The following is a 12,728-nucleotide window of genomic DNA, read 5'->3' on the forward strand; positions in this document are numbered from 1 at the left end:
GCAGGACGCCTAAGGTAGCAGAGCTGTCACAGGTGGATCATCGGCGGCGCGTTATGCTCGCCTGACGTCGAGCCGGCATCCGGCAAAGATGACAGTTTTCTCAGCAGGCACCTGCTTGTCCTGTTTCCAACTTGGCCCAAACTCAAGGGCCTTCCCTGGCGTCTCGGAGATTCACCATGCAGCTACGCAGCGACAACTTCCAACCTGGCAAGCCGATCCCGCCGACCTGCGCGTTCGGTAAGCCCGGCCGTCCCATGGAGCTGTCGGATAACCGCAGTCCCCATCTGGCCTGGAAGGATGCTCCCGCCGGCACGCGCTCGTTCGTACTTACCTGCGTCGACACCGATGTTCCGAGCCAAGCCGATGATGTGAACAAGGAAGGCCGTGTAGTGCCGGCAGATCTGCCGCGCGTGGAATTCGTACATTGGCTGATGGTGAACATTCCGGCGGAATGCGGGGAATTGGCAGAGGGTGCTTGCAGCGACGGGATCACCCCGCATGGTAAGAAGGAGCCCTTCGGGCCGCCAGGAAGCGTGCAGGGCCTCAACAGCTACACCGATTGGTTCAAGGGTGATCCGCAGATGGAAGGGGCCTACCTCGGTTATGACGGTCCGTGCCCGCCATGGAACGATTCGCTTGTGCACCACTACCACTTCCACATTCACGCGCTGGATCTCGAGTACCTTGCATTGAAGCCCGGCTTTTCATTAGCCGAGCTGCGTGCAGCCATGAATGGGCATGTCCTGGCAGAGGCTTCGCTGACCGGCACCTACAGCTTGAATCCCAACGTGCCGGCTTGACGGTTCCGGCAGCGGTATCCGGCGTCCGGACCCTGGAGGCTTTCACGCCAGGACAGCGCGCCCTGTGGCACATCGGACCAGGTGCGGCAGCAACCGCCCTGTCGGAAGCCGGGAGGCAGGATCGAAGAGGAGGACGCCGTCATGTTGCATTACGCCCTGGTGTTCCTGGTTATCGCGGTGATCGCGGCCATCCTCGGCTTCACCGGCATTGCCGGGACGGCCGCATGGATTGCCAAGGTGCTGTTCGTTTTGTTCCTGATCCTGGCGCTGATTGCGTTCTTTCGGCGTAGTAACTGAACAGACGGTGCGCGATTCAGCCAATGTCCCGACAAAACGCTAGAGTGAAGACTTAGGGATGCCTTCACTCCGTTGTGAAACGGCGATGTCGATAAGCGGTAGAGAACATCCTTTACTACGGGAGAATGTCATGAACAAAGAAGTCCAGGAGCACGAAAACGGCATGCACGGGCGCATCGACAACGGTGCCGAGCGCATCAAGCAAGCGACCTCCGATGCCGTGGCCAGCAGCAAAGAGAAATTCGACCGGGCAGCCGATCGGGTCGAGGAGCGCGTGCATCAGGCGACCGACAAGGCCGCAGGTGCTGCCAACCGTGCTAGCGACAAAGTCGCCGAGGCCGGCGAGCGGGGACGTGCTGCCTACGAGCAGGCCAAGGACCGCGCGGATGAATGGCTGGAAGACGTGCGGGAATACGTGCGTGAAAAGCCGGTGCAAGCAGTGGCCATCGCGCTCGGCGCTGGTTGGTTGCTCGGCCGCATTTTGCGTCGCTGAGTTTGATCGGTAGAACCTGAGCACGGAGGCGCGCCATGCACGATTCCGTGCACGATGATGATGAAACGACCGGGCAAGCCGAACCACCTTCGCAGCCGGCGTCCGCGGGCCTGCTTGATGAAATCGGTCGCCTGGCGCAAGCGCTGCGCAGCTTGTTCGGCGCGCAGCTGCATTTGCTGGCCGCCGAACTGGGGCTGGCCCGCAGTGCGGTGTCCTGGTTGTTGGCCGCCGGATTGGGGGCCACGATCGCAGGGGTGGGCCTGGGCCTTACCCTGTTGGGCCTGATGGGGCTGGTGCTGGCGAAATGGCTCGGCTCCTGGATTCTGGCGTTCGTGGTGCTTGCGGTAGTGGAAGCCCTGGCATTATTCGGCGCGATACTGTTGTTTCGCCGCTGCATGCATTGGATGAGCCTGCCGGCCACACGACAGGAATGGCACGCCATCATGCGCGACGCTTTGCATCAGGCCGAGCAGAATATCGACAAGGGGAAGAAATGACATGAGCCTGTTCAAGCAGCTTGAACGCGTTCGCGAAGCGCGCCAGCGCGTGGCGGTGCATCGGGAAGAAATGGCGGCGCCGGCAGCATCCCTGCTGGAGCGAGGCTACCGTCATCCCTTGACCACCGTCGGCGCGGCGGCAGGCGCCGGCTTCGTGCTTGGCAGTCTCGGAGTAGGTCCCGTGCGCGTGCCGGGCCTGGTCACGATGCTGAGCACTGGCGTGGCGGAGCTGGTGGCGCATGGCGCGCGGCTGATCGCCGAAATGGGCATGGACGACAACGGCGATGGCGATGGCGACAGCAGCCAGCCATGAGCACCATCGAGACCACCGCATTGCCTGGCCCTGCGGCCGAGGATGTGGCGACCGCTGAGCCCCCGCCTGCGCCAGCTCCCTCTTCCGCCTTTACCCGGCAGGTCAACCAAGCCACGCGAGGTGTCTACCGGCTGCGCGGACATTTGCGCGGCATCCGCATGACGCTCAACGCACTGCTGATTCTGGCCCTGCTCTACACCGTTACCCTGGTCAAGGCACTGGTCATTCCGCTGGTGCTGGCGGCCTTTATCGGATTGGCGCTCAACCCCATCGTGGCGCGTGGCACGCGTCATCGCGTACCCCGATGGCTGGGGGCGAGCGTGTTGATGCTGAGTCTGATCGCCGGCATCGCAAGCGGTATCAGCATGCTCACACAGCCCGCGTTGAGCTGGCTGCACACAGCGCCATCGCAGATACGCAGCTTCATTCCCAAGCTCGAACACATCACCCGGCCACTCGAAGCGGCGGGCCGGGCGACCCAGACATTGGTCAACGGCCATCCGACGCGGCCCACCGCTCAAAATGCCGGCGACGTCGCCATCAACGTATGGGACGTCCTGTCGAACGCGCCGAAAGTCCTGGCGGCGGTACTGACGGTAGTGCTGCTGGTATTTTTCTTTTTGGTCTATGGTGACCTGATCCTGCGTAGGCTGGTCGAGATCGCGCCCAATTTCGGCTACAAACGCCACGCGGTCAGCATCGTGCGCGGCATTCAATCCGAAGTGTCGCGCTATATCCTCACCACGGTCGTCATCAATGCCATGCTCGGCAGCATCACTGCGGGCATGCTTTATTGGCTGCACGTGCCCGACCCGCTGTTATGGGGCACGGTCGCGATGTTCGCCAACTTCATTCCCTATGTCGGCGCCATTGTCACCACGACGACGCTATTGTTTGTCGGCCTGGTGCATTTCGACGAATTCCCGCGCGCGCTGCTGCCCGCGTTCTGCTTCGCTTGTGTCACCGCTGTCGAAGGCAATCTGATCACCCCGATGATTCTCGGCCGGCGCATGCGCGTCAGCCCGATCGCCATCCTCATCTGGTTGTTGATCTGGGGTTGGCTATGGGGTGTTCCCGGCGCCTTGCTGGCTGTGCCGATGTTGACCAGCGCCAAGCTCATCGCGGAACGGGTACGCGGTTGGGAATGGTTTGCGCGGATGGTGCAGCGCTGACGGCCATGCCCGGCTGACATAGCACCCTCTCCCCTGTGGGGAGAAGGTCAGGGTCGGGCAAGGCAACACCATTACTGCGCTTGGGCCACTTGCGAGCAACTCGCGTCGCCACAAGCCTGCCAGCCACCGCCGAGTGCTTTGTACAGCGCAACGGCGCGCGTATCGATTGCACTTTCCGACTGCGCCAGTGCGTCCTCCGCGGCAAGTTGCACGCGTTCGGCATCCAGCAATTCCAGATAGCCGGTGGCACCTTCCTGGTAACGGATGCGCGCCAGTTCGGCCGCGTGCCGGCTTTGCTCGGCTTGCGCGATCAACTGCTCGACGCGCGCATGTTCCGCGTTGTAACCGGTAATGGCGTTATCCACGTCCTCGATCGCTTGCAGCACGGTGCGCTGATAATTCGCTTCCGCCGCATCGGCACGCGCTTCGCTGACATGCAGGTTCGAGCGCACGCGTTCCACGTTCAGGCCATTCCACGTGATGCTTGGCATGTAGGACCAGGCGCGTGAAGCCAGGCCGCCGAAGTCATTGCTGCGGCCAGCCAGGAATCCGACAAAACCGCCCAGCGTGATGTGCGGAAAGAAGTCAGCCTTGGCGACGCCGATGCGCGCTGTGGCGGCGGCGTATTCGCGCTCGGCCATGCGTACGTCGGGACGGCGCGACAACACTTCGCCGGCGTCGCCGATCGGCAACACTGTGGCGATCGGCTTGAACGTGGTGGGCGATACGTCGACATCCAGCTGGCCCGGCCGTTCGCCAAGTAACACCGCAAGCCGATATTCATAAGCGTGAGCCTGCGCATCCAGCACCGGCAATTGCGCTTTCGCTGCGCTGAGCTGTGCGCTGGCGCTCGCCACGTCTTGCTCCGACGCCGTGCCGATCTGCGCGCGCGCTTCGATCAGCTTCAACGAATCGGCCTGATTGCCGATATTGCGCTGGGCAATCGCCAGCCGCTGTTGCGTGCCGCGCAGCTCAAAGTAGTTGCGCGCCACTTCGGCAAACAGGCTCACCTGCGCATCGTGCAGAGACGCTTCGCTGGCACCGAGATCCGCACGTGACGCTTCCACCGAGCGGCGTATACCGCCAAACAGATCAAGCTCCCACGACGCATCGAAACCGGCCTGATAGGTATCGATCGGAATGCGTTGCGTGGTGAAGCCAGGCTGCTGTTCGATCGCGCGGCTGTAGGACACCGAGGGGTCGATAGTAGGAATCTGATCGGACTTGGCGCTGCCGAGCAAGGCGCGCGACTCGGTCAACCGCGCTTGCGCGATGCGCAAGTCAAGGCTCCCCTTGGCGGCGCGTTGAATCAGGGCATCTAGCACCGGATCGTTGAATTGTTTCCACCACGTAGCCTGAAACTGCGCGTGGCTTTCACGCGCTGCATCGACATTCTGCACCGTGGCCGGGGGCGTATTGGGTGTCTTGTAGTCAGGCCCCACGCTGGCGCATCCGGCCAGCGCGAGTGCCGTGAACAAAGCGGTATTACGAAGGAAAAGACTCATCTCAATGGCCCTCCAAAGCGGGCGATGTGGATGCATGCTGCTTCTTGCGTGCTTCGCGCCGTTCGACCACGGCACGGATCAGCACATAGAACAGCGGGGTATAGATCAAGCCGAATACGGTTACGCCGAGCATGCCGGAGAACACCGCCACACCCATCGCGTGACGCATCTCGGCACCCGCACCGTGCGAGGTCACCAGCGGCACCACGCCCATGATGAAAGCGATGGACGTCATCAAGATCGGGCGCAGGCGCAGGCGCGCTGCTTCCAGCACCGCATCGTGACGCGACATGCCTTCATGCTGCCGTTCGCGGGCGAACTCGACGATCAGAATGGCGTTCTTGCACGCCAGGCCCACCAGCACGATCAAACCGATCTGGGTAAAGATGTTGTTGTCGCCGCCGGAAACCCACACCCCGGCAATAGCAGACAGCAACACCATCGGCACGATCAGGATCACCGCCAGCGGCAGCGACCAGCTCTCATACAGCGACGACAGCACCAGGAACACCAGCAGCACGCACAACGGGAACACCAGCACCGCCGTGTTGCCGGCGAGAATCTGCTGATAGGTGAGTTCCGTCCATTCGAAGCTCATGCCGTTCGGCAGATTGTCATGCGCCAGCTTCTCCATCGCCGCCTGCGCCTGGCCGGAACTGAAGCCGGGAGCCGGGCCGCCGTTGATTTCCGCCGTGACATAGCCGTTGTAGTGCTGCACGCGCTCCAGGCCCGCCGCGCGGCGTACCGTGACGAACGAACCCAGTGGCACCATCTCGCCGCGCGCGTTGCGGGTTTTCAAATCCAGGATGTTCTCTGGTTCGTGGCGGAACGCCGGTTCGGCCGATACGTTTACCTGATAGATGCGACCGAAACGGTTGAAGTCATTCACGTACAGCGAACCAAGGTAGGCCTGCATGGTCTCGTCGACATCGGTCAGATCCACGCCCTCTGCCTTCGCCTTTTCGCGATCCACGTCGGCATCGATCTGCGGCACGCTGACCTGATAGCTGGAGAACAGTCCCGCCAGCGCCGGTACTTTCTGGCTCTTCGCGATCAAGTTCTGGGTCTGCTTGTACAACTCGTCGAAGCCAAGTTGGCCACGGTCCTCGATCTGGATGCGGAAGCCGCCAATAGTGCCGAGGCCCTGCACAGGCGGCGGCGGGAAGGTAGCGATGTAGGCATCCTGGATAGTCGCGAACTTCTGGTTCAACGCGGCCGCAATCGCACCGGCGGACAGCGATGGATCGCGACGTTCCTCGAACGGCTTCAATGTTTCGAACACGATGCCTGCATTGGTGGCATTCGTGAAACCGTTGATCGACAGACCCGGAAAGGCCACCGCGCTCTGCACGCCAGGTTGCTTCAGTGCAATCGCCGACATGCGGCGGATCACGTCTTCCGTGCGATCCAGCGAAGCCGCGTCCGGCAATTGCGCGAACGACACCAGGTATTGCTTATCCTGCTGTGGCACGAAACCCATCGGCACGTGGTTGAAGCCGAACCAGGCCAGACCGATCAAGGCCGCGTAGACCACCACCATCGCCGGCCCTTTGCCGACAATGCGATGCACGGTGCCGACATAACGATCCGCGCTGTAATGGAAGAAGCGATTGAAGGGACGGAAGAGCCAGCCGAGCGCTTTGTCCATCAGGATGGAAACGCGGTCCTTCGGCGCATCGTGACCCTTCAACAGCACGGCGGCCAGCGCCGGGCTCAGGCTCAGGGAGTTGAACGCCGAGATCACCGTCGAGATCGCGATGGTCAAGGCGAACTGGCGATAGAACTGGCCGGTAAGTCCGCTGATGAAAGCGGTCGGCACGAAGACTGCACACAGCACCAATGCGGTAGCAATGATCGGGCCCGTCACTTCATTCATCGCCCGTCGCGTCGCATCGCGCGGCGAATAGCCCAGTTCGATATTGCGCTCGACGTTCTCCACCACCACGATCGCGTCGTCCACCACGATGCCGATCGCCAGCACCAGGCCGAACAGCGACAGCGCATTGAGCGAGAAGCCCACCACGTACATCACCGCGAACGTGCCGATCAAGGACACCGGCACGGCGACCAGCGGAATGATCGAGGCGCGCCAGGTCTGCAGGAACAGGATCACCACCAGCACCACCAGCACGATCGCTTCCAGCAAGGTGTGCACCACGGCTTCGATCGAACCGCGCACGAACACGGTGGGGTCGTACACGATGTGGTATTCCACGCCCTGGGGGAAATCCTTCTTCAGCGTCTCCATCGTCGCGCGCACTTCGTCAGAGATCTGAATCGCGTTGGAGCCGGGGCGCGCAAAGATTGGAATCGCCACCGCCGGCTGGTTGTCGAGCAGGCTGCGCAAGGCGTACTGGTTGGAACCGAGTTCGATCCGCGCGACGTCGCGCAGATGGATCACGCTGCCATCCGGATCAGTGCGTACGATGATGTTGCCAAACTCTTCCTTCGTGCTCAGGCGACCCTGGGTATGGATATTGAGCTGGAAGTCGGTGTCGCTCGGCACCGGCGGTGCGTTCAATGCGCCGGCCGCGACCGCCACGTTCTGCTCCTGGATCGCATGCACGATGTCGCCCGTAGTGAGGTGGCGCTGAGCCAGCTTGTTGGGGTTCAGCCATACGCGCATGCTGTATTCGCCGGCGCCGAACAGCTGCACGTCGCCCACGCCGTCCAGGCGTGCCAATACGTCTTTGATGTGCAGGCGCGCGTAGTTCGACAGGTACAACATGTCGTAGCGCTTATCCGGCGAGGTGAGATGCACAACCATGGTCAGGTCGGGCGAACTCTTCTGCGTGGTCACGCCCAGGCGTTGCACTTCCTCCGGTAGCCGGGGCAGCGCTTGCGATACGCGGTTCTGCACTTCCACCTGGGCGTTGTTGAGATCGGTGCCCAGCGCGAACGTCACCGTCAAGGTCATCTGCCCGTCGCTAGTGGACTGCGAGGACGAATACAGCATGCCCTCCACGCCATTGATCTGTTCTTCCAGCGGCGTAGCGACGGTTTCGCCGATCACTTCCGGGCTCGCGCCGGGATAGCTGGCGCGCACCACGACGGTGGGCGGCACTACTTCGGGATATTCGCTGATCGGCAGCTTGAACACCGCGATGCTGCCTGCGATCACGAAGAGCAGCGATAGCACCGCGGCCATGATCGGCCGGTCGACGAAAAACTGTGCGATGTTTTTCATGTCAATTCTCGAATTCATTGGAATGACGTGCGCCACTGCGAGTCAGCGGGCGCGCCGTCTTTCTGCTCCCTCCCCTACACGAAGCAGGGGAGGGTTGGGGTGGTGTGAAACAGACTCGTGCCATCCCACCTGATCGCTCTTCTGCATGCAGGAGAGCGATCGGCCATGTCAGCCCTGCGAACGCTTCGGCACCGGCCGCGCATCGGCTTGCGCTGTCTGCGTATCGCTGCCGTCCGGATTTGTTTCCGCTGCATCGACCAGCGCCTTGTCCTGTGCATCCAGGCGGTAATCCATCGCCACTTGCTGCGGATTCACTTCCGCCCCGGGACGCACGCGCTGCAGGCCATTGATGACCACCACGTCACCAGCCTTCAGGCCGTTGTCGATCACGCGCAGGCCATGGAACAACGGGCCGATCGCCACCTTGCGGTACTGCACTTTGTGCTGCGCATCCACCACATAGACGAACTGGTTGCTGAGGTCCGTGCCGACAGCGCGATCGTCGATCAGTACGCGTGGACGCGGCTGGCCGCTCTGCAGGCGCACATGGGCATACAGCCCTGGCGTGAGCAGGCCGTTTTCGTCATCGAATATGGCACGCAAGCGCATCGTGCCCGAACCCGTGCGCAGCTGGTTGTCGACAAAGTCGATGCGGCCGGTATGCGGATAGCCTTGTTCGTCAGCCAGGCCCATGGTCGCTTCGATGCGTGCCGTGTGACCGTTCTGGACGGCGTTGCGGCGCAGGCGGTCGAGCTTCAGCCAGGTCTGCTCATCCACGTCGAAATACACATAGATCGGATTCACCGAGACCACGCTGGTCAGCACATCGGCGCTGGAAACCAGGTTGCCCGGCATGATGTGCGCGTTGCTCACGCGGCCATCGATCGGTGAGCGCACCTGCGTCCAGCCGAGATTGAGCTGGGCGGTGGCGAGCGCCGCGGTAGCGGCCTCCAGGGTCGCCTTCGCGCTCTGTTCGGCCGTGCTCATGCTGTCGGCGTCTTCTTGCGAGATGGCGTGCTGGGTGAGCAGCCGCTTGGCGCGGGCTGCGTTGGCCTGCGCCAAGCCGAGTTGCGCCCGTGCCTGCGCCACATTGGCGCTCAGCCGGTCCACCTCAGCCTGGAAGGGGCGCGGATCGATGCGGAACAACACATCGCCCTTATGCACTTCCGCGCCTTCCTTGAACTGGATGGCATCGATATAGCCGCCGACGCGAGGCCGTACGTCGACCGTATCAACGGCTTGAAGCTGACCGGTGAAGTCCGCACTGTCGCTCACGGGCCGCACCATCACCGGGGCCACGGTGACTTCGGGCGGGGCATTGGCAGCTTGCGCGTGGGCGCTGCCGCCGTGGTTGCCCAGCAACGCCCAGCTGCCGGCAATGGCTATAACGACCAGACTGGCCAGGATGGCTTTCTTCAACATGATTCGCTCCCTAGATCAGGTCGTGCCGCAATGCAGCACGATTTCGAGGAAACGAATAATGGGTATACCGTACAGTTTAGAAAATCCGTTTCTTGCGCAAGCCACTCGTGACTCCCAATCACGAATGGGCGCATAATCCCCGGCAGAATGTGATCTGGAACGTGCTATGGAAGATTTTTCCGCGATTTCCGCCTTCGTCCGGGTGGTCGAAGCGAAGAGTTTTGCGTCAGCCGCCGCCCAACTGGGCATGACCCCCTCCGGGGTGAGTCGCGCCGTCTCCCGGCTGGAAGAGCAACTGGGTGTGCGGCTGCTGTTCCGCTCCACCCGCGCCCTGCGCCTCACCGACGATGGCTCCTCGTTCTATACACGTTGCAAGGAGATCCTTGCCGATCTGGCCGAGGCGACCGAGGCCCTGGGCTACGCGCACCGCAAGCCCACCGGCAAGTTGAGGGTGGGTATGTCGGCCTCGGTAGGGCGGGCGGCCATCGTGCCTCAGCTCCCTGAATTCGAGCGCCGCTATCCGGACATCCGTCTGGAACTGATGATGTGCGACTACCCCTACGATCTGAATGAAGAAGGAGTGGATTGCGCCATCCGTATGGGCGAGCTGGAGGATTCCAGCCTGATCGCGCGCAAGATCGGCTACTTCCGCAACGTGTTGCTGGCCTCACCGGAGTATCTGCAGCGATACGGGGCGCCGAGCAGCATTGAAGATCTGAAACATCATCGCTGCATCAACTATGTCTATCCCAATGGCCGGCCGCGCCAGTGGCAGTTCGATGCGCCCAACGGCCGCATTGAAGTGGACGTCAACGCACATCTGCTGATGAATGACGGCGAGTCGGTGATCCAGGCGGCGGTAGCGGGCCTGGGCGTCATCCAGGCACCGCATGTGCTGGCGGCATGCATGCTCGATCTCGGCAAGCTTGAGCCCATCCTGACCGACACCGTTTCCACCGGTAAGAACGTGTGGATCGTGTATCCGCAGAAGAAGCATCTGTCGGTACGCGTGCAGGCTTTCATCGAATGGGCCCGCGAACTGTTCGAGCGCCCGTTCGAATCGGTATGTCCGATAGCACCGGTGGTGGAAGGCTTTCGTCCGCCGGTACCGGTCAGGAAAGAAAAGCCGGTGCGCGCGCAATGATGGCCTGCACCCGTCAAGACGTTCGTCGTCCCGGCAAAAGCCGGGGCCTGGTGTCAGGGTCCTGATTCCATCAGCTACCGGCGGGAATCAACAGTAGCAACGCCGCCCCCAGCGCGATGCGATACCACGCAAACCAGGTAAAGCGATGCGTGCGGATATAAGCCAGCAGCCACTTCACCACGACGAACGCGACGATCAGCGACACCACGAAGCCGACCATCAACGCCGTCCAGTCTTCGTGCACGCCACCGCCGGCTTTCAACGCTTTCAGCAACTCATAGCCGGTGGCGGCATACATGGTGGGTATGCCGACCAGAAACGAAAACTCCGTCGCCGCCGGGCGATGGCTGGTGCCAGCGAGCATGGCCGTGAAGATCGTCGCGCCCGAGCGCGAGGTTCCCGGAAAGATGCCCGCCACGATTTGCGCGATGCCGACCAGGATCGCGACACGCCAGGTGATTTCGCTGCGATCGGGCTGCCGTGCGGCAACCGCTTCCGCCCCCAGTATCCAGAAGCCGCCGATCAATAGCGCCCAGGCAATCGGCGTGATGGTCGCCGGCAGCTTGAATCCGTAATGCGTGGCAATGAAGCCCAGCACGCAAGTCATCAGGAAGGCCACGACGAGCTTATAAAGGTAAGCGCGGTTTGCCGGATCCTGCCACTGGGTAAGAAGCTGTCCGATGCGTTTCGAGTAAATCAGCGTGATCGCCAGAATGGCACCGGCCTGGATGCCGACATTGAAAAGGTCGGAGCGGCTACCAAGCCCGACATCCTCGGCGATCAGCAAATGTCCGGTACTGGAAATGGGCAGGAACTCGGTCATGCCTTCGATAATGCCGAGCAAGATCACGTTGACGAGGTCGTGCACGCAGAAAGCTCCTGGCGAGAGTGCAGAGGCGCGTGGCCGGCACCAAAACCGTATAGCCTAAGGCTAGTTCTATCTCGCTGGATGGGTGGGCGACGCCGCTGCTTCCGACATGTCGCGACAGGATGATGACGAACAGACCGACCCCCATCGAACAGCACCTGAGTGATCTTGCCAAACTGCGCCGGGTACGCGACCGGATCGACCGGGAGTATGCGCAGCCGCTGGATGTGGAAGCGCTGGCCGGTGGTGCAGGGATGTCGGCCGGTCATCTGAGCCGCCAGTTCAAGCTCGCCTATGGCGAATCCCCGTATGCGTATCTGATGACACGACGCATCGAGCGCGCGATGGCCCTGTTGCGCCGTGGCGATCTCAGCGTCACCGAGGTCTGCTTCGAGGTCGGTTGCGCCTCGCTGGGTACGTTCAGTACGCGCTTCGCCGAACTGACAGGCATGCCACCCAGCGCGTATCGGCGCCAGGAAGCGCATGCGACCGAGGGAATTCCCTCCTGCGTGGCGAAGCAGGTTTCCCGGCCGATCAGGAATCGAGAAGCGCGAATCCCGGAGCCGTCAGTAGAGTGATCGCACTTTCACTTGGACTGACGCCATGGATATCACCATTCACTCGACCTTCCTCCCGCAGACCGATCCAGAGGCATCGCTGGCCTTCTATCGCGACACCTTGGGTTTCGAGGTCCGTAATGACGTCGCCTATGGCGGCATGCGCTGGATCACCGTTGGGCCTGTCAATCAGCCCGGTACCTCCATCGTGCTGACGCCGCCGGCGATCACCCCCGGCCTCACCGAGGACGAGCGCCGCACCATCACCGAGATGATGGCCAAGGGCACCTATGCCATGGTCATCCTGGCCACCAAAGATCTCGACAGCACTTTCGAGCGCATCCAGGCCACTGGCGCCGAAGTCATCCAGGAACCCACGGCGCAGCCCTATGGCGTGCGCGACTGCGCCTTCCGCGATCCCGCCGGCAATCACGTCCGCATCAACGAAGTGCGCTGAGCACTGTCCGTGCCGA

General features: G+C 62.1%; 13 protein-coding genes. 9 read left to right on the plus strand and 4 right to left on the minus strand.

Translation table 11 applies throughout. The annotated features are described in order from the left end of the window. Positions 1–176 precede the first annotated feature (176 nt). The 6 genes from AC4HNJ_RS09430 (at position 177) to AC4HNJ_RS09455 (ending at position 3,572) form a co-directional block, all read left to right on the plus strand. Complete coding sequence (locus AC4HNJ_RS09430) at positions 177–800, plus strand: YbhB/YbcL family Raf kinase inhibitor-like protein (protein ID WP_490479307.1); 624 nt, start codon at positions 177–179, stop codon at positions 798–800. Positions 801–941: 141 nt separating this feature from the next. Continuing rightward, positions 942–1,097: a DUF1328 domain-containing protein gene (locus AC4HNJ_RS09435; RefSeq protein WP_490479308.1), complete on the plus strand. Its 156-nt coding sequence runs from the start codon at positions 942–944 to the stop codon at positions 1,095–1,097. Positions 1,098–1,227: 130 nt separating this feature from the next. Beyond that, positions 1,228–1,590: an ElaB/YgaM/YqjD family protein gene (locus AC4HNJ_RS09440; RefSeq protein WP_490479309.1), complete on the plus strand. Its 363-nt coding sequence runs from the start codon at positions 1,228–1,230 to the stop codon at positions 1,588–1,590. Between the two features lie 35 nt (positions 1,591–1,625). Next, complete coding sequence (locus AC4HNJ_RS09445) at positions 1,626–2,087, plus strand: ABC transporter ATP-binding protein (protein WP_490479310.1); 462 nt, start codon at positions 1,626–1,628, stop codon at positions 2,085–2,087. 1 nt (position 2,088) lies between these two features. Continuing rightward, entirely contained in the window at positions 2,089–2,400 is a 312-nt protein-coding gene (locus tag AC4HNJ_RS09450; RefSeq protein WP_490479311.1) for a hypothetical protein, read from the plus strand. Continuing rightward, complete coding sequence (locus tag AC4HNJ_RS09455) at positions 2,397–3,572, plus strand: AI-2E family transporter (protein ID WP_490479312.1); 1,176 nt, start codon at positions 2,397–2,399, stop codon at positions 3,570–3,572. The genes AC4HNJ_RS09450 and AC4HNJ_RS09455 overlap by 4 nt, the downstream gene beginning before the upstream one ends. A 71-nt stretch (positions 3,573–3,643) precedes the next feature. On the opposite strand, the gene AC4HNJ_RS09460 is transcribed toward AC4HNJ_RS09455, so the two are convergent. The 3 genes from AC4HNJ_RS09460 to AC4HNJ_RS09470 all read right to left on the minus strand — a co-directional run bounded on the left by AC4HNJ_RS09460 (position 3,644) and on the right by AC4HNJ_RS09470 (position 9,686). After that, positions 3,644–5,077 (minus strand): efflux transporter outer membrane subunit, encoded by a 1,434-nt coding sequence (locus AC4HNJ_RS09460; protein WP_490479313.1) that lies wholly within the window; start codon positions 5,075–5,077, stop codon positions 3,644–3,646. A 1-nt stretch (position 5,078) separates the two neighbouring features. Next, positions 5,079–8,264 carry an efflux RND transporter permease subunit gene (locus AC4HNJ_RS09465; RefSeq protein WP_490479314.1) on the minus strand — a complete coding sequence of 1,062 codons (3,186 nt, stop codon included), beginning with the start codon at positions 8,262–8,264 and terminating at the stop codon, positions 5,079–5,081. 168 nt (positions 8,265–8,432) lie between these two features. Next, the gene (locus AC4HNJ_RS09470) at positions 8,433–9,686 is read right to left on the minus strand and encodes an efflux RND transporter periplasmic adaptor subunit (protein WP_490479315.1); all 1,254 of its coding nucleotides are present in this window, start codon (positions 9,684–9,686) and stop codon (positions 8,433–8,435) included. Between the two features lie 166 nt (positions 9,687–9,852). Here AC4HNJ_RS09470 and AC4HNJ_RS09475 point away from each other — a divergent pair, with 166 nt between their 5' ends. Continuing rightward, a complete protein-coding gene (locus AC4HNJ_RS09475) occupies positions 9,853–10,830 on the plus strand; it encodes a LysR family transcriptional regulator (protein ID WP_490479316.1) in 978 nt (325 codons plus the stop codon). 70 nt (positions 10,831–10,900) lie between these two features. On the opposite strand, the gene AC4HNJ_RS09480 is transcribed toward AC4HNJ_RS09475, so the two are convergent. Then, positions 10,901–11,698, minus strand: coding sequence for an undecaprenyl-diphosphate phosphatase (locus AC4HNJ_RS09480; protein WP_490479317.1), 798 nt, complete (start codon positions 11,696–11,698; stop codon positions 10,901–10,903). 125 nt (positions 11,699–11,823) lie between these two features. On the opposite strand from AC4HNJ_RS09480, the gene AC4HNJ_RS09485 reads away from it, so the two are divergent. Both AC4HNJ_RS09485 and AC4HNJ_RS09490 read left to right on the plus strand, forming a co-directional pair. Beyond that, the gene (locus AC4HNJ_RS09485) at positions 11,824–12,276 is read left to right on the plus strand and encodes a helix-turn-helix transcriptional regulator (protein ID WP_490479318.1); all 453 of its coding nucleotides are present in this window, start codon (positions 11,824–11,826) and stop codon (positions 12,274–12,276) included. 25 nt (positions 12,277–12,301) lie between these two features. Next, positions 12,302–12,712: a VOC family protein gene (locus AC4HNJ_RS09490; RefSeq protein ID WP_490479319.1), complete on the plus strand. Its 411-nt coding sequence runs from the start codon at positions 12,302–12,304 to the stop codon at positions 12,710–12,712. The last annotated feature ends 16 nt before the right edge of the window (positions 12,713–12,728 follow it).

The organism is Dyella sp. SYSU CM1112 (assembly GCF_058216415.1).